12 protein-coding genes are annotated in these 17,903 nt (G+C 46.3%); 5 read left to right on the forward strand and 7 right to left on the reverse strand.

The annotated features are described in order from the left end of the window. Positions 1-23 precede the first annotated feature (23 nt). From ACMGDE_RS18760 to ACMGDE_RS18790, 7 genes are all read right to left on the reverse strand, one after another. Positions 24-1,943: a RagB/SusD family nutrient uptake outer membrane protein gene (locus tag ACMGDE_RS18760; protein ID WP_436834368.1), complete on the reverse strand. Its 1,920-nt coding sequence runs from the start codon at positions 1,941-1,943 to the stop codon at positions 24-26. 11 nt (positions 1,944-1,954) lie between these two features. Then, on the reverse strand, positions 1,955-5,176 hold the full coding sequence (locus tag ACMGDE_RS18765) for a SusC/RagA family TonB-linked outer membrane protein (protein ID WP_436834369.1): 3,222 nt from the start codon (positions 5,174-5,176) through the stop codon (positions 1,955-1,957). Between the two features lie 222 nt (positions 5,177-5,398). Beyond that, on the reverse strand, positions 5,399-6,589 hold the full coding sequence (locus ACMGDE_RS18770) for a glycoside hydrolase family 88 protein (RefSeq protein ID WP_436834370.1): 1,191 nt from the start codon (positions 6,587-6,589) through the stop codon (positions 5,399-5,401). 44 nt (positions 6,590-6,633) lie between these two features. Then, positions 6,634-7,764 carry an alginate lyase family protein gene (locus tag ACMGDE_RS18775; protein ID WP_436834371.1) on the reverse strand — a complete coding sequence of 377 codons (1,131 nt, stop codon included), beginning with the start codon at positions 7,762-7,764 and terminating at the stop codon, positions 6,634-6,636. 64 nt (positions 7,765-7,828) lie between these two features. Next, positions 7,829-9,970: a glycoside hydrolase family 31 protein gene (locus ACMGDE_RS18780; protein ID WP_436834372.1), complete on the reverse strand. Its 2,142-nt coding sequence runs from the start codon at positions 9,968-9,970 to the stop codon at positions 7,829-7,831. 22 nt (positions 9,971-9,992) lie between these two features. Next, positions 9,993-10,865: an AraC family transcriptional regulator gene (locus ACMGDE_RS18785; RefSeq protein ID WP_436834373.1), complete on the reverse strand. Its 873-nt coding sequence runs from the start codon at positions 10,863-10,865 to the stop codon at positions 9,993-9,995. A gap of 27 nt (positions 10,866-10,892) precedes the next feature. Continuing rightward, positions 10,893-11,168, reverse strand: coding sequence for a hypothetical protein (locus tag ACMGDE_RS18790; RefSeq protein WP_436834374.1), 276 nt, complete (start codon positions 11,166-11,168; stop codon positions 10,893-10,895). Positions 11,169-11,226: 58 nt separating this feature from the next. Between ACMGDE_RS18790 and ACMGDE_RS18795 the strand changes: the two genes are divergently transcribed. The 5 genes from ACMGDE_RS18795 to ACMGDE_RS18815 all read left to right on the forward strand — a co-directional run bounded on the left by ACMGDE_RS18795 (position 11,227) and on the right by ACMGDE_RS18815 (position 17,900). After that, complete coding sequence (locus ACMGDE_RS18795; protein ID WP_436834375.1) at positions 11,227-15,387, forward strand: hybrid sensor histidine kinase/response regulator transcription factor; 4,161 nt, start codon at positions 11,227-11,229, stop codon at positions 15,385-15,387. A 140-nt stretch (positions 15,388-15,527) separates the two neighbouring features. After that, positions 15,528-15,782 carry a hypothetical protein gene (locus tag ACMGDE_RS18800; protein ID WP_436834376.1) on the forward strand — a complete coding sequence of 85 codons (255 nt, stop codon included), beginning with the start codon at positions 15,528-15,530 and terminating at the stop codon, positions 15,780-15,782. A 430-nt stretch (positions 15,783-16,212) separates the two neighbouring features. Beyond that, on the forward strand, positions 16,213-16,614 hold the full coding sequence (locus ACMGDE_RS18805) for a DUF4440 domain-containing protein (RefSeq protein WP_436834377.1): 402 nt from the start codon (positions 16,213-16,215) through the stop codon (positions 16,612-16,614). A gap of 86 nt (positions 16,615-16,700) precedes the next feature. Next, positions 16,701-17,423 carry a formylglycine-generating enzyme family protein gene (locus tag ACMGDE_RS18810; RefSeq protein WP_436834378.1) on the forward strand — a complete coding sequence of 241 codons (723 nt, stop codon included), beginning with the start codon at positions 16,701-16,703 and terminating at the stop codon, positions 17,421-17,423. A gap of 105 nt (positions 17,424-17,528) precedes the next feature. After that, positions 17,529-17,900, forward strand: coding sequence for a VOC family protein (locus ACMGDE_RS18815; protein WP_436834379.1), 372 nt, complete (start codon positions 17,529-17,531; stop codon positions 17,898-17,900). Positions 17,901-17,903 lie beyond the last annotated feature (3 nt).

Raw genomic sequence — 17,903 nt, forward strand, 5'->3', positions numbered from 1 at the left:
AATCAGATAAAACATCGTTTCTATTACCATCCAGGATTTTGCACCAGATTTTTGTTGATCTGCATTTCGGAAAGTGGGATGGGCGACAAATATTCGCGCATTGTGAATTTTTGGTTAAACAACAGCACTTCCCGGTAGTAGGATACCGCATCCTTTTGGGTGATATCCCACCCTTTTATCGGGCGATTAAGTTCTATATGTGCCGTTTTCCAGCGTTTTAAATCCCAATACCGATGTCCTTCAAAAGCAAGTTCAATGGCTCGTTCTTGTTGGATAATTTCCCTAAGGCCCTCTTTATTCTGGAATTTGGCTGGGTTAATGGAAAAATTCGTCCATGAATATTCAACCGATGGCAGTCCGGCCCGCGTACGTACCAAATTAATCCAATGCGTGGCTTCCTCGCTGTATCCGCTGATTTCATTCAACGCTTCTGCATAGAGTAGATATAAATCGGCGAGCCGAAATTCAGGCCAGGGGTATGGTGATTGGTTTCCTCCCGTTACGTTGCCATCCGCCGCCGCTACGGTCTCAATATTGACCAATTTCTTAATGCCGTAGCCGGTGATGGAAAAGTTGCTGATTCCTTGCCTTGCGGCGATTTCTCCAGCCCGGATCTGCACAGCGAACAGACTGTTTACATTGTAGTTGTTTACCCAGTTGCCAAACCATATTCCGCGGTCAAACGACACGCTTGCGTAAAACCGGGGTTCGCGGCTAAAATGCAGTTTCACGGTTTGCTCGCCCTCTTTTACGTAAAACCGCTCGTCAGCTGTAGCTGCCCGAAGCCCGTTTTTGTCGCTGTAATCCCAGGTCTTATCTTCCGTGATGGGTACACCGTTTGCAGAATAGTAACGTTCCACAGCCTTCAACGTGGGCGCGAGAATTCCTTTTGGCCCTGATCCGCTAATGCCCGCAGCAATCAGCGGCATCGCCCACCGCTGCATATCCGTGGCACGGCTATTCGTATTGGCCCAGATCACTTCCGTGCTGTTTTCCTTGGTAGTCAGCGCCGTACGGTAATCCAGCTCGACCTGGATCGTGTCGTTAATTACGTACCCCGGGTTGCCGAAGAAGGTATGTAAAGCAAAATTATTGGCGTGGCAAAAATCAATCGCTTCTTTGCATGCTTGTGCCGCCCGCTCCCATTTGCTGGGATCGGGATTGGGATTGAATAATTCGATACCGTCCTTGTTGCGAAAACTAGCATATTCCGAATTGCCATTATAAAGCGGGCTGGCCGCTGTGACCAGTACTTTAGCTTTCAAGGCAAATACCATCGCGCGTGTCACCCTGCCCAATTCTGAATTTTCCGTGCCCAATACCCTATCGGGCAAGTTGACATTCGCGGCCGCCTCATCCAGTAATTCGACAATGTAATCAACGACCTCATCCACGGGCTGCCGTTTTACCTGCACTTCATCCGGTCCCGCAGAAATCGGCAGATTCGCCTTTATCAATGGTATGGGACCATATTCCCTGAATAAAATAAAATGATAATATGCCTTGAGAAATTGTACCTCCGCAATCCAGCGTTGTCGTTCAAACTCCTGCAGTTCTTCTACTTTATGGATGTTGTCGAGAAAGATGTTGCAATCGCGGATAGCGGTGAACATTGGCCTGCCACTTCTTACCCCTGTCCAATAATCGCCGAATGGCGAAGCCTCGTTTTGCAATCCCAAAGCAATACTGTAAAAATCTTGGCTGATATCAATCGATGGATTGGGGTTCCATACCTCATCTGCCGTAAAAAAGCCGGGATTGGTATTGAAATGCCCATTGTCCGGCATATAGGAATAACACGTAAACAAAAACCGCTCGGCGGATGAACGTAAGTTGAATGCGTAGTCGATGGTGGCGATATTATCCGGAACTACGTCAAGATAGCTGTTACAGGAACTTAATATGGCAAAACCAATAAAGAATGCTATTTTAATCTTTTTCATCGTCATTTGCTTTAGAGACCTATCTGTACACCGAAATTAAACACCCGCTGTACCGGGTAACCCAACCCTTCTCCACCCATCTCGATGTCCCACAACTTAAACTTACTCCAGGTATACGCATTGTTTACCGTACCGTAAATACGGAGATTTGACACCCGGATATGCTCCATCAGATGTTGAGGAAATGTGTATCCTAATTCAACCTGTTTTAGGCGGACGAAAGCGCCGTCACGCATGAACCATGTGTTGTTCTGTGCGCTGTTTTCGTTGAGCACCGGACTCAGCCGTGGCCATAGTGCATACAAGTCCCTATTTTCTTCCGACCAATGATTGTCTGCATAAGCTTTTAACAGTTGATTCTGTAGGATGGTGCCCGCTGGAAACGATTCACCGCTGTACGTGTAGGGTACGAATGGCGAGGTCTGCGCTACGTCAATAAAGAATGATGATTGCGCGGACCCCTGGATGAATGCGGAGATGTCCACGCCCTTATAGGTAGCGGTCAACTGTGTGCCCCAAATAAGTTCAGGCCGTGTGGGGTGGCCTATCGGCACCATATCCAATGGCGATATCTGCCCGTCACCATTGACGTCCCTGAATTTGATATCCCCTCCCATGGTGCGGAAGCTTCCGAACGATTGCGTGGGTGAGCTTCTCACCTCTTCGTCATCCACGAACAGGCGTTCAGCAATGTAGCCCCACTCCTGCGCTGTTGGGTGGCCGACCCGGTATAGCCAAGGCTCTTCATACAGTGGTTCTTCATAGGCGTTATAGAAATTCCGAGCATACGTCAGGTTGGCCCTCGCCCCAAGGTATAATCCATTCATGAAGGAATGGCTGTAGTCCATTTGAAGTTCAAATGATTTTGACCGGGCCTTACCTACATTGGCCTTGGGTATATCGCCCTGTAATCCCATGGTTCTCGGAATAGACGCCCTATCCATCAAAATGTTATAGCGATTATCCGTAAAATATTCGGCGATGACATTCAGCTTATTCCACAGGCTAAATTCCAATCCGAACGTACTATTCAGCGAAGTTTCCCACGTAATGCCTAAGTTTTCGTAACGGCTTACCGAAATTCCCGAACGGCTGTATCCTCCGTCGGTTCCAAAGGAGGCTCCATTTTCTTCTTCAAACATGTTTACATTGGATAAATAAAAGAACCGGTCATCCTTATCACCAATCGCGTCTTGGCCCACCAAACCGATGTTGCCCCTGATTTTCAAGTTGGTAATGGTACTTGCCAGCGGTTTGAAGAAAGGTTCATTAGAAATTTGCCAAGCCAGACCTGCCGACGGGAAAAAACCATATCGTTCGGTCCGATAAAAGCGTTCGGAACCATTGTAGCCGAAGTTGGCTTCAAAGAAGTACCGACTGTCATATCCATAAGTGAATCTACCGGATACTCCCAGATTGCGTGATGGCAAGGCGGCTTGTAAATTATCCGCATTCCCGTCCAACCTGGAATTCATAATCAATACCGTCATCGCTCCCACGGTATGTTTTTCGCCGAAAGTCCGATTATAGTTGAGCGCCGACTGAAAATGAAAGACCGATGCGACTTCCTTGTCACCTGGTATGTAATTCAAGAAATCCGTACCCGTATCCGGGTTGATCGGGCTGATCGTCACTGCATCGGCAAGTTTGTCATAGAACCCGATTTGGTAATAAAATGGCACATATGATCGACGAAGGTCAAAGAAGGCCGTGCGGTTGATGTTGGTCATTGCATTCAGTGAAAGGCCGGAAGTCAAAAAAGCCAGGTCCTGTTTCAGTTCAAGCTGCGCAACCATCAGTGACCGTGCAGACTCTTTAAAACCTTGCACCATATCGGCATAAGGGTTGAGGTACCGCCCTTGATCAGCATTACCAAACATGATATGCTTGGAAGTGCCATACTCGGCAGGATAGTATGGCAGGAACATAGCAGGATTAGAACGCATGATTTTACGATACATTCCCTGTCCCTCATCGAGTGGTCCGTTATAATCGTCAAAGTTTCCGTTGAGGAAGACGGTTACCTTGCTCGACTTAGATACATTGAGCTCTACATTTGACCGCAAGTTGTAGCTAATCAGTTTGATGTTGTTATCAAAGTGATTTCGCGAATCTTGCTTCAAAATGCCATTGTCTTGGTTCATGGTTGCCGCTACGTAATAAGTGGCTACCTGCCCACCGCCGCTCAGGTTGAAATTCAGTCTCTGATTGATTGTCGACTTCCTCAACAATTCATCCTGCCAGTTGACGGTTGGAAACGCAACAGGGTTAGTACCCGCTATCGTGTTGTCGATCTTGCTCCTCGAATAAGGGATCGGTGTAAGCGGTTCCCTTGTTACATATGCTTCATTGTGCAGCTGCATGTACGTAATGGGATCCGCAAACTCCAAGTTTTGAGTGGGTGAGGAAATGGAATTTTCGTAACGCACGTTTATTCTTGGCTTACCCGCGACGCCCTTTTTCGTAGTCACCAAGATTACGCCATTTGCCCCTTTTGCGCCGTATAGTGCACTGGAGGCCGCGTCTTTCATGATGGAAAAACTTTCGATGTCGTCCGGCTGTAACCTTGCCAGATCAGTTGTCGTATATTCCATGTTATCGATCAGGATAAGTGGTGATGCTTTGTATCCAAATGTTGTGGCCCCGCGGATGAAAAATTCGGCATTGTCACGGCCCGGTTCGCCACTGCGTTGATAGGCGATGATGCCGGCCAAGCGTCCCGCCAATGCCGTAGTCAGGTTGCTGGAAGGTACCTTGAGTTCTTTGGGATTAATGGTAGTAATCGAACCGATTACCGATTCTTTCTTTTGTGTACCAAAAGCGACAACTACCGCTTCATCCAACTGATTATCAGATACTTTAAGTTCAACGTCGATAATGTCCGTACCCTTTATTGGGATTTCTTGGGTTTCGAAACCGACCATTGAAAACACAAGGATTGCATCTTCGTTCGGTGCCTCCAAAAAGAATTTGCCATTTAAATCGGTTGTGGTTCCGATATTCGGACTGTTCTTCACCGTTACAGAAACGCCGGGCATTGGTCCATCTGCGTCTGTAACTGTGCCCCTGATCTCTTGCTGTAACGGCGGATTGTTGGCCCCAAATCTTACGGTCTGGGCTGGCCTATCGTCGAATCTCTTTGTGCTATCGTGCAGCGAAAAAGAACTATGTCCGCAAAAAACAAGCATACACAGGCCCACACCCATTTTACAATGAAGTGAAAGAATTTTCATAGCAATACCTTAAATTTTTAGATTAAGTTTAATAATTGGTTAAATATAATTGATTCAGGATCTTTCGATCAGGCTAAGTAAATTCATCATTCATAAGCATTCGTTAAGGTTTATTGATCATTATTCCAAATTTCCATTTCACTAAAGTACACGTAATAAACCCCATATTTATATCGCATATTAGCTTGATAGTAAGCTTCCTTGGCAAAATCGCCGACCCTCTCACTCCTTCTCCATTGCTGCGCGGATAATAGCTTCCAAATAATAATAGTCGGCATAGATGATCGGTACATCCACCTCGCTACCGGATGGTTTGGAACCCGTACTATGCCCTAAAATAAAGCCGCTGTTGCTGCCGGGCTTAGAAGCATAGGTAAGCGCAATGTTCATCATGATGGTATCCGCCTTTGCACAGTATTCGTTGCTATTGTCACTGAACGTGCTTAATTCATATAGCGCTGATGCAATGATTGCAGCAGCTGATGCGTCCCTTGGCTCGGCAGGAATGCCGGGCGCATCGAAATCCCAGTAGGGTATCAGGTCGTCGGGCATGTTGGGATGATTGAGCATATATGCCGCTATCTTTTCTGCATGATGCAAGTAGCGCGGATCGCTGGTTTCGCGGTAGCACATGGTAAAACCATATAATGCCCATGCCTGGCCCCTTGTCCACGACGAGTTGTGGGCATATCCCTGATGGGTGTGTCGATGTACAACCGCTCCGGTAGCCGGGTCATAATCGATGACATGCCAACTGCTGAAATCTTCGCGGAAATGGTTTCTCATCGTCGTATTAGCATGTGTTACGGCTATTCTGTAGAATGAGGAGTCGCCCGTAAGTTTCGATGCTTCGAACAGCAACTCCAGATTCATGAGGTTGTCGATAATGACGGGGAAACTCCATTTATCCTGATTGTGATCCCAGGAACGGATGGCGCCCACTTTTGCATTGAAGCGAGTGGACAATGTTTGAGCGGCCTTGATGATGATATCCCGATATTGCGAATTGCCGGTAAGCCGATAAGCATTTCCAAAACTACTATTGATTTTGAAGCCCATATCATGCGTACCTGCGTTGAATTTTTCCTTTTCAATCTCGCTGGTATAAGCTATGGCGTGCTCCCGCCAGGCTTCCTTGTTGGTCAGTTCATATAAATACCAAAGGCAGCCCGCGAAAAAACCACTTGTCCAGTCCCGGGAAGGGACAAGTTTCAATTGACCGTCTTCCATTGTGCGTGGTGCCACTAAATTCGTCTGCGCTTGCTCTTTTTTCATGGCGCTGATCGTTTCCAGCATCAGATTGGTTTGGGACTCCGCTTTGCTGATACGCTCATCCACGGGGAAGTGGGCCGCACAACCGGCAAGGAAATGAAGGACAACAACAGCGGCAAAGGGCAGTTTCGAGTATTTCATAAAACAACGAAGAGAAAATCAGTAATCTATGTATGGTTCTGTATTTAATTTATCCAAATCAACGGGTGCTTAATCGGGAGGTTCCGGATGACTTCATCAACCTCGGGCTGATGTTCAAGCTTCCTCCAGGTCCTGAACCACCTGTCGTTTCCGAAAGCACAAGCTCCAAACAGCAAAAATGGCTGAGCGACTGGCCAATTATCCCAGTACATTACATCCGATGGAAACGGCCACTCCGCTTTATCCCTGATAAAAGGGAACAGGTAAGCAATCCCTTTACCGATGGATTTACCATCTGGCGTTACGTATTTCCATAGATTGTCTTCCGGCGATGCCAATATCTGGCAAATCGCAGCCATTGCATCAAGGTTGAATATGGAATATCCGTAAGGCTTGGTTCGGTTAATTTCCCGTGGGAAACTGCCATCTACTGCCATTTGGTTTGGCAGCAACACGGACTTGAACCGGTCCTTGCAAAAGGACAATAGCTCAGCGTTTCCGGTCAATGTGGCAAAGGAAGCAACCTGCAGAACGAAACATGTGCCGTGATTGTTTTCTGCATTCATCTCTGCTTGGCCATAAGGGTGGGTCATTAGCCAGTCCAAGTAGGCTTCAAACCACTGTTTAATGGAAGCGGATAACGTAGTACCCATAGCAGCTTCCATCACTAAAATCCCCTGTGCCACCTCTATAAGGTGTACGGTGTCGATGATACCGATACCGCGTCCCGTAAACCGCCCTTTGATCGCCTGTGCATACAATAACGAGGGGTTCATGCGGGTATCAGAATCGATAAACCAAGCCATCAAATGCGGAATCGCAGCACGCACATATTTTTCATCTCCTGTCAGTTTATAAGCAGATGCCAATGCTCCGATTATCCCGCTGAGGCGGATCAACGCTAAGCGATGTTCCACAAAATTATCTGGGTTGGTCAGACCATCCCGTTGAATATAGGGCCCTTCGGGATCTTCGGGATTGGGCCACCAATAATCGCCTTCGGAGTAAAAATCATGCTTTCCGCCCGCACTTCTGGAGGAACGGCATGCCGTTATGGTGACAGGTGGTTCCTGAGCGGCTCGCTCGGCCTCGAGCAACACTTGCCTTTTCAGGCGCGCTGCTGCTTTTTCGTAGATATCGGTAGCGTCGCCACCGTCCAAACTACCACGTGCCATACCGCTAGGGAGTATAGCAAGAAGTAACCAGATGATATAAATTTCCGCCTTCATGGATCTCAGCTTATTTCGTCATTGCGATGAATTTGACAGACGCAATCGTGTTGGGTTTGCCTTGCTCGGGTGGTGAAATACTGGCTTTCAATGTGCCATTGTTCTGTTTGGCTATCCGTATTTCACGGAACGTGTACCTTCCTCTTTCGTAGTCATAGGTTTCTCCGTCGTCATCATACAGCCTATAGTTTCCCGGTTTATCTCCATAATACCTGACTTCCAAATCGATTTTTTCGTTCGGCTTGGGTGCGTGCATCAGTGCAGGGCCGAACGGGACGATACCCCCGTCTTTTACATAAACAGGTATCCGGTCTAAGCCTGGGGTCACGGAAATCACTTCGCCATTGCCAACGTATTCACCGGTATAGAAATCAAACCACCGGCCTTTCGGCAAAATCACTGTCCGAGTCGGTTTGCCCGCAAACATGGGTGCTACCAAAAGGTATTGTCCCGCCATGTATTGATCTTTAACTTCTTTGCTCACTGCCTCAGCATAGGGATTTTCCTCCAGATCGGCAGATTTCCGCTCTTCAGCGACCTCCGAATGGAAACCTGGTTCCAGGTTCATGGCCCTGAAAGGAGGTATTCCCTCAAAATGGTATTTCGCAAATTCGCTGTACCAATACGGCATCATGCGCATGCGCAGCAGCGCCATTTCCTTGACCCCGCTTTCCACTTCAGGGTAAGACCAGGGTTTGGTGCTACTTGACCAGGCATTAATCATAGCCATGGGCGAAAACACAACAGACTGCATGCGTCTTAGCCATTCCTCAGCAGATTTTGAAGCGCGCACTTCGGGTGTCCATAGCACTCCTGAGAATCCACTATTGATCAACGCCGTTATAAAATCTTCGTGGTTATAATAGTCGTTATAAATCACATACGGGTAAGACACTCCTCCGGCATTGGATGCCCGGACAAGGCCGAATGTCCGTTGATTGCGTTCCCGGAAGAGCGCTGTGCTATACCGTTGTATCAACAAGCCATAGGTTTGGCGCATTTGTTCAGCACTTTTCCCGGAAGGGAACGCAGCCACATCAGGCCACAGGTAATGGTCATAGCCGTCAACCTCGTCAAACTTGTAGCCACTCACACCGATGGCTATTTGACTTTTCCTCAATTGGTCAAAGAACAGGGTTCTTGCCCCCGCAACGGTAAAATCCGGAACAGCTCCCAGCCATACCGTATGTGACCCGGTAAACGGCAGTATTGACTTATATATGGGCGATTGGGGGGACACGTAGGGATTGGTCCAGAGATTAATCCTGATGCCTCTGTTAAGCATATCGTTAACAAATCGCTCCGGATTAGGGAAACGCCCGGTATCCCATTCGAACGTACATGGATACGCTTTGCTTTGCCAACCCGGTTCAAGTCCTACGAAATCGAGGGGAAATCCCTTGTCAGCAAAGGTCTGTACTTCTTCGGCCACGTCTTCCGCCGTATACAGTGTTCGGACCCGTTGTGTGAAACCCAGGCCCCACCGTGGCGGCAAACAGCCACCACCATTGAATAAATTGAAGCGGCTTACGGCCTCAAGCGGCGAAGGACCCGCGAAAACATAAAATTCTACCCCCGCAGCAGGCACCAGCAATTCCACCGCATCGGAATAGGGCCGCGAAGACCAGCTTTTATCCGTATTTCGATCTTTTACCTCCGGAAAATCATCACTATCCAGCCGAACCGCAGTGCCTGCATACACGGTTATGTAACGTGCTGCGTTGATGAACACCCCATATCCCTTTGATGACACGTAGAATGGAACCGGTGCATGCGTACGGCCATTGTCCTTGCCGCCATAATGATCTACATGCAAGTGCAGTACCTTTCCGCGCTGATGGACACTTTGGAAGTTCAATCCGAAACCATACAGTTGCTCGCCTTTCTCAAGCGGAAGGCGCAGGTAGGTTCTGCCATCCACCACAACTGCGGTTATCTTTTCCCTCGTAATCGGAAACGGGGCATCACCCATCGCATTGATGGCCGCCTCACGCGGCTGTGCATCCGTCGCTGTCTGGAAATTATATGCATCGGGGACCCCAATGCTTCCTTTCCAAATACCGGGCATTACCTCTTCCCAGGTAACCTGAGCGGTTGTTGCCAGGAAGGCTAGTACAAAATATACAAGTAGACTGATTTTTCTAAGCTTCATGAGTTGACAAGTCTTAGGCAGGTTATAACGTGTTCACGTATTGTTTTTGGTAGCTAAGCGGACTCCGGCCAGTGATGTCCTTAAAGCTCTTGTAAAAACTCGTAAAATTATTGAACCCACTGCTGAAACAGACCTGCTTAACATTTAGTCGGTTTTCGATCAGAAGCTTGCAGGCCTGCCCCACTTTAATTTCGGTTAAAAACTGCGAGTAGGTTTTACGTGTACGGGATTTAAAGAACCGGCAGAAGGAATTAGGGCTCACGTTGGCAACCTCGGCGATTTCATCCAAATGGATCTTTTTCCGGAAATTGCGATACGAATATTCATATACGTCCCTTAACCGCTCCTCTTCCGCCCGCTCCACCGTTGACTGGAATCCGACAGACGAAAGCAGCTCAATCTCGCTTTTTCCCGCAATTTCCACCAAGATCTGCGTTAAGATAATCAGCCGTTCTGCCCCATCTGCATTCAGCATTTCCGCCAACAATGACGCTATCGCCGCTTTATTGTTTCCATTGACTTTAATGCCTCTTTTCGATTTTTCCAGCATATCTTTCAGCGACCTGTTTTCCGGAAGGTTTAAAAAACAATTTCCCCATAGGTCTTCCCTGAAGTGAGCTACCCGGACATCCACATGGGCATTGCTGAGTTCCTCAAAATACAGGTCATCAAACCGCCAATGATGCGGAAGGTACGGCCCAACAAGCAAGATGTCACCACGGTCGAACCGCCTCATGCTATCCCCAATGAACTGCATGCCTTCACCTTGGTTGAAATGGATCAGTTCCAACTCCTGATGGTAATGCCACCTATTATTAATAGATGGTTCTGAATCCTGCCTAACACTGAATGATTGTGCGGGTCCAAATGATACTTTCAGTAATTGTGGTTTCATCGTTACCTTATTTAGTTCTAGAATTGGTTATACACGTCGCCAGAAGCCAGTGGCACTTGTACAAAGATGACTGCTGACGATAATGGTTATACTTGGCCGGGCGGAAAAACCGCCCTCTTTCAGGGGGTAAAATTGAAAAAGTTGAACGAGTTGCGAGTGCATTTTTTGACAAAAAAAGGGGTAAAAAATGGCTTTTCTATTTAAAACGCCCGATTGGCGTCGCAGGTAATAAAATAAAACTGTATTTTTATCCTGATTTGTAAACCAATTATATCCACAGCCCATGCTGTTCAGGAACTTCATTTTATGTTGTTTGGTATTATGCGTTTTGGCGTCCGAAACATCGGCCCAGCATCCCCACATGAAGTTTACTCATCTTGATGTGGTCGATGGGTTATCGCAGGGTACCGTATACGCCATTAATCAGGATTACTTAGGGCTGATTTGGGTCGGAACACGGGATGGACTGAACAAATATGACGCAGGGAATTTCACCGTATACCGGAATGCACCTGATGACACCACTTCGCTGAGCGATAATTTTATCCAGGCGATTTTCGAAGACCAATACCAACGGCTGTGGATAGGTACCAGCAATGGCCTAAATCTGTATAATCGTACATACGATAACTTTACCCACATCCCATTGCCCGGATCGCCAGCAGCGACAGACCAGGATGAGCCTTCAGTATACGCCATTATAGGAGACAGGCATGGGCATATCTGGATAGCCAGCAACGGCGGACTTTTCAAAATCGATGAAGGAGCAGTTCCCAGGGCCAAGCTGATTTTAAGCGCTTTCGAGGTAACCATTGGTACTACCAAACATATATTTTCCATTGTAAGAAGCTTATTCGAAGATTCAGAAGGCGTGCTTTGGCTTGGCACCGAAAATGGTCTGCTGAGCGCTATATGCGACGAAGAACTCCCCAATAAATTGATTGTAAAGGAATACTTTGTTAAAGGCGAAACAAATGTTTCGTTGAATGACAATTGGATCAATACCATATCCGAGGTCGAAAAAGGCAAATTATGGATCGGAACCAAAAATGGCGGCATCAATATCCTTGATAAAACAACAAGAACATTCACTTACTACAAACACCTAGCGGGAGATAAACACACGCTTCCTGACAATGATATACGATCCATCCTAGAAGATCGGAGAGGAAATATTTGGTTAGGGACATTCAATGGCCTCAGTCTTTACCAGGATGGCAAGTTTTTTACATACACCGACCAGCATTCCAATGGGCTTAGCAATAATTCCGTCAGACCCATCTTTCAGGATAGCCGGGGATCCATATGGATCGGCACTTACTTTGGCGGGGTCAATATTTTGGATCCGGATATACCTAATTTCCATAATTTCGATCATCGTCCAAACATCAACAGCTTGAGCTATAACGTGGTGAGTTCTTTTGTACATGATGAAGGCGGCAATTTGTGGATCGGTACGGAAGGCGGAGGATTAAATCATTATGATAGAGCAACGGGGAAATTCACCAGTTTCCAGCATCATCCTAAAGACAAAAAGGGACTTAGCCATAATCATGTAAAGACGCTTTTCAAAGATGATGAAGGGACATTGTGGATCGGCACATTTCAAGGCGGTCTTAATGCCCTTGAAAAGGGAAAACAGTCATTCAAACACTATAGGCATGATCCGCGTAATCCGAATTCCCTTTCCGACAATCGCATTTACGCTATCGCCCAAGATAGGCAGGGCGACCTGTATATCGGCACCTATGGCGGTGGTTTGAACATCAAACGCAAAAGCCACGCCAACAGCTTTGAAGCAGTTCGATACCCGCACATCAGTTCAGACCATATCCGGACGATTTTCGAAGATTCAGCGGGAAACCTTTGGGTAGGTACCCGAAATGGACTTAACCTAAAGCGTTTTGGTACTGACCAGTTTAAGGTGTTTAAGTCAGACCCCGCAGACAAAAAAACTATCAGCGGCAATCTCATCATCAGCATTTTTGAAGACAGCAGAAAAAACCTTTGGGTGGGAACTTACAACGATGGGTTGAATCGATATAATCCGCACGATGGTACATTTACCCGATATCATACAGACAATGGTCTACCCGGCAATAACATATTTGGAATATTGGAGGACAACTTAGGCAATCTCTGGTTAAGCACCAATGCAGGCCTATGTCGATTCAATCCCATGTCGGGATTAATCAGAAACTACAACTCAACCGATGGCCTGAACAGCAATGAATTTAATTTTGGTGCTTTTTGTAAATTGGAAAATGGCCACATGGCTTTTGGCAACGCGCGTGGTTTCACCGTATTCGCTCCGGACAGTATGAAAGTCAACGCCTTTATGCCTCCAATTATATTTTCAGATTTTAAGCTTTTCAATAAGTCAGTGGTTCCCGGTATCACCGATGTACTGCGCCAACATATATCCGTAACCAAATCCATTACATTGACCCATGATCAAGATGTCTTTTCAATAGCATTCGCTGTTTTGAATTACATCATGCCTAAAAAGAACAAATATGCTTATAAACTTGAGGGCTTTGACAATGAATGGAATTATGTAGACGCTCCAATAGCGAGCTATACCAATCTGAACGCAGGTGATTACACACTCTTAGTCAAAGGCGCAAACAATGATGGGGTTTGGAACGATGTTCCAGCGAGGATGCATATCAGCATACTCCCACCTCCTTGGCGAACTTGGTGGGCACATCTGATTTACGTACTGTTGGCAACAGCAGCTGTCTACGCATGCTTGAAATTCATCAGCGTACGCAACAAGCTAAAGCATGAGCTATTGGTTGAACATATGGCCCTCGAAAAACAACGGGAAATCCACGAAGAGAAGCTGAACTTCTTTGCCAACATTTCCCATGAATTCCGCACGCCGCTTTCCCTGATTATCGGGCCCATTGAACGATTATTGGATGAATCGGCCATGCCCGACACCTTTAAGGCTCTATTAGGCACGGCACAGCGCAATGGGCAGCGATTGCTGAGGCTTGTCGATCAGATACTGGATTTCAGAAAGCAAGAGAGCGGGCTTATGCGGCTCCGTGTCAACCGGATCGAAGTTGTGGGTTTTCTTGCCCAAATCACCGAAACCTTTGCGTACCATGCCGATGAAAAGCATATCCGCCTCTACTTCGATAATGAATGGGGCAAACCGCTAACCTTATGGGCAGATCCTGAACAGCTCGAAAAAGTGGTATTCAACCTCCTTTCCAATGCATTCAAATTTACACCAGAAGGGGGAAATATCCATGTGAAGTTAAGGAAAACTGCACCTTTGGAAGCATATCCCGATGGGTTGGTCCAAATCATCGTAGAAGACAGTGGTATCGGAATACCCGACGACAAATTGGATGCTGTTTTCGGCAAGTTTTACCAAGCGCATGATTCTATAAAGAATTCAAAGGGGCCAGCGGCCGGCTCAGGCATCGGCCTTGCTTTGTCAGAAGGTCTCGTCAAATTACACGGCGGTACCATTACGGTAGAAAGCAATCTTTGCAAAAAGACAACAGATGTACCTGAAATTAATACCCGCTTTACTGTTTCGCTCCCCGCGGGCAACCGCCATTTTGACCAACAGATCCTTATCGTTACCGAAAGTAACGATAAGCCGGCCATATCCTTGCCGGACGCGGCAAATTTCTCCACTGCTGAACATCTTGCTAAAAAAGATTCCCTTATCAAGGAATCTCCTGGCAAGGTACTTAACGGAGAAAAACCCCTTATTCTCGTCGTTGATGATAACGGAGAATTAAGGGCATTCATCGCCGATGGATTGCGCAGCAAGTATGCGGTCATTGAGGCATGCAACGGTTCAGAAGCGTGGGAATTGATCAAAAAAACGCAGCCCGATATCGTTGTCAGCGATGTCATGATGCCCGTTAGCAATGGAATGGAATTACTGCAGAAAATAAAATCAGAGGCTGAAACCAACCATATCGCAGTGGTCTTATTGACGGCTAGAACCGCCCCCGAACACGTTATCGCTGCATTGGAAACGGGCAGCGATGATTATATCACCAAACCTTTCAGCTTCGAGGCATTGATATTGAAAATCTCAAATATTCTGCAAACCAGGGAACGTATACGCAAGAAATTCATTCGGGAATATCTTCTCGAACCCCATGCAACTGCTCCCACGATAAAAGTCCATGATTTGCTATCGAAAATCATAACAATCATAGAAAATAACCTGGCCCAAAGCGAGTTTAACGTCAATGCATTGGCTACCAAAGTAGGCATAAGCCGCACCGCGCTGTATCAAAAGATAAAACAACTTACCGATTTGAATATCATCGAATTCATCAATTCAATCCGACTCCGAAAGGCTGCCCAGCTATTGGAAAACCAGCCCCATTCAACTATTAGCGAAGTTGCTTATCAGGTGGGCTTCAATGACCCTAAGTACTTCAGCCGGTCGTTCAAATCATTTTTCGGGATGACACCACGGGAATACGCGCAATCGTTCGACACCGGCGAGCGCATATTGGTAGAAAACGGCCCGAATCGATAAATTACTGTTAGCGGTTCGCATGCACTACCAATAACCCGACAAAATCATTGAATAATAAGCCAATAGCATAAAGTAATATGTGCTAACGTAATGTTACGTAGTGACTAATTTTATCTATTTGGGTACTTAGCCTGCACGACGTGACCGTACGTCCGGGTTTCAACAGTTCGCACGCGCCCCAAAGCCACCATGACACCTATCAGCCAAACCACAAGCTGCTTCTGGTGGACTATACCAATCCAGCCATCCCCTTAAGCCTGCATAATGCCTGTGGCGTTAATGTGGCCGCTGTGAAAGGCGGGAATCCCGTAACCGAAAATATGAACGGCTATCGGCTGGAGCGTCGGCCGCTGCCGCCAATTATATTAGCTTTATTCAGGCAAACTATCCAGTAGCGGTAATACAGCAATTGGAAAGTTTGGGTCTCCGTCCATAAATAAACATGTGAAGATTTTTCATGGTTTGATCCAATGGTCTTCAAATTGGGTCAGCGTTCTTTTTAGTTTCTGTTTTCTTTGCATTTTCCGGTGCTTTATCCACAAACTGTTGGGGAATTGTGGGTAACTTATATTGCATTCCATTGGTTATCAGCTTTATATTACTTATCTTAGTGCATAGCAAGAGGCAAGGCAACAACCGTGTATTCAAAAGCAACATGCGGGCATTATAGAAATCCACTATTTACGCCCGTTGATTCAGGGTGGTATGGTAAAAGGGCTGGAGAAAATGTTTCATGGTATCGCGGAATTTTCCATATAGGGCATCAACGGGTATATCCTCACTTTTGCGGAAGACGAGTAGACAATGTGAATTAAATCTAAAACCATGAGCCATACGACACATACATCATCACAAATCCTTTGGGAACTGATGCAAAAAATCAATCGCTGCTGGTATGAAAAGCGGTTCGAAGAACTTGACGATTATTTCCATGAAACAATCGTGTTCAACAGCCCCGATCTGAAGCATCAAGCGACCGGCAGGACCATGTGCATCCAATCCTATGTGGATTTTATGGAAAACTCTACCGTACTGCTTTACTGGGAAGGTAACCCCCATGTTCACATTTTTGAAAACACAGCCATCATAAACTATGATTTTGAGATGCGGTACGAACAACAAGGCAAAGTATTCCATGATACCGGCACAGATATCCTTGTATTCAACAGGCACGGGGATACTTGGAAAGCCGTATGGCGAACGATGACCAACTTAAAAAATGCGTAGCCAAACCGGTCATGATATAAAATACATTCCAATCACCCATGACAAATTTTGAAATAAACTTTCCCGAAATCAATTACACATTCCCAATGATATTTGTAAAGGGTACGGGAGATGCAGCCTATTCATTTGGTGAACGAGAAAAGATAAACATAAGCATTGCTGATTTCTGCATCTCGAAATATCCAGTCACCCAGCGGTTATGGGAATACATCGCGGGCAGCAACCCATCACGTTTTAACGGACAAAACAGGCCTGTGGAGTGTGTTTCATTCAACGACATTACATCCGACAAGGGGTTTTTGGATAAGCTGAATGCTTCCAATGGATCTAAATTCAACTTGCGTAATGACATATCCTTTCGCTTGCCTTCCGAAACCGAATGGGAGTATGCAGCAAGAGGCGGAACACATTGGCGTGATGGATTCCCGTTTAGCGGCAGCAACAATCTGAGCGAGGCTGGATGGTATGAGCAAAACAGCGGAAAGATCACTGACCCGGCTCTCCTGCACCGATTAAAAAACACGGAAAAGGGCACGGAAACCCATGATGTCGGACTGAAAGCTCCCAATCAATTGGGTATATACGACATGAGCGGCAATGTATGGGAATGGTGTCAGGATGATGCTCAAGACGATATATTTAAAATACCCAAAGACGGAACCCCACATTTAAGCGGGGCCAATGAACGGATTTTACGTGGAGGCTGTCACCATAATTGGGACATCCATTGCACGGTATCAAAACGGTATTCGATCGCCCTGGACGCTAAGGATGAGTGTATCGGTTTCAGAATTGCGGCATCAACTTAAAGTTAACCAAAACTTCATTAACAATGAATAACGAAGTAAAAAACCATTCGAATGTCAGGCAGGCCGTTCCGTTTTTTGTGTAACCCATTAATCAAAACGACCAACATGAAAATGATTCCTATTTTCCGATGCAGCGATATGAAAACTGCCATCCGGTTTTATACCGAAGTGCTGGATTTTCAACTTAGCGAGCCCGGAGCCTCGTCAGACGACTGGGTAGTTGCTTTGAAAAACGGAGATGCGGCGCTTATTCTGACAAGTTTGGAAGGAGACCAGAAAATAGGAATTGCAGCAAATGTGCTGGTTGATGACATTGACAACTTATTTAAAAAATATACCATGAGGGGATTGGATCAATCCCACAGAAAAGAATCCCCTGTACACTTAGGTCCCTATAATCAAAGTTGGGGCAACCGTGAATTTTATGTAACGGATGCCGATGGCAACACCTTGAGATTTATACAACCGATTGAATAGTGA

Source organism: Parapedobacter brassicae (genome assembly GCF_051400755.1).
Lineage (GTDB): Bacteria > Bacteroidota > Bacteroidia > Sphingobacteriales > Sphingobacteriaceae > Parapedobacter.

Bases quoted from the DNA above. Each gene is read 5' to 3' on its own strand.
- ACMGDE_RS18760 (WP_436834368.1), bottom strand. From the start codon at position 1,943: ATGAAAAAGATTAAAATAGCATTCTTTATTGGTTTTGCCATATTAAGT.
- ACMGDE_RS18765 (WP_436834369.1), bottom strand. From the start codon at position 5,176: ATGAAAATTCTTTCACTTCATTGTAAAATGGGTGTGGGCCTGTGTATG.
- ACMGDE_RS18770 (WP_436834370.1), bottom strand. From the start codon at position 6,589: ATGAAATACTCGAAACTGCCCTTTGCCGCTGTTGTTGTCCTTCATTTC.
- ACMGDE_RS18775 (WP_436834371.1), bottom strand. From the start codon at position 7,764: ATGGCACGTGGTAGTTTGGACGGTGGCGACGCTACCGATATCTACGAA.
- ACMGDE_RS18780 (WP_436834372.1), bottom strand. From the start codon at position 9,970: ATGAAGCTTAGAAAAATCAGTCTACTTGTATATTTTGTACTAGCCTTC.
- ACMGDE_RS18785 (WP_436834373.1), bottom strand. From the start codon at position 10,865: ATGAAACCACAATTACTGAAAGTATCATTTGGACCCGCACAATCATTC.
- ACMGDE_RS18790 (WP_436834374.1), bottom strand. From the start codon at position 11,168: ATGAAGTTCCTGAACAGCATGGGCTGTGGATATAATTGGTTTACAAAT.
- ACMGDE_RS18795 (WP_436834375.1), top strand. From the start codon at position 11,227: ATGAAGTTTACTCATCTTGATGTGGTCGATGGGTTATCGCAGGGTACC.
- ACMGDE_RS18805 (WP_436834377.1), top strand. From the start codon at position 16,213: ATGAGCCATACGACACATACATCATCACAAATCCTTTGGGAACTGATG.
- ACMGDE_RS18810 (WP_436834378.1), top strand. From the start codon at position 16,701: ATGATATTTGTAAAGGGTACGGGAGATGCAGCCTATTCATTTGGTGAA.
- ACMGDE_RS18815 (WP_436834379.1), top strand. From the start codon at position 17,529: ATGAAAATGATTCCTATTTTCCGATGCAGCGATATGAAAACTGCCATC.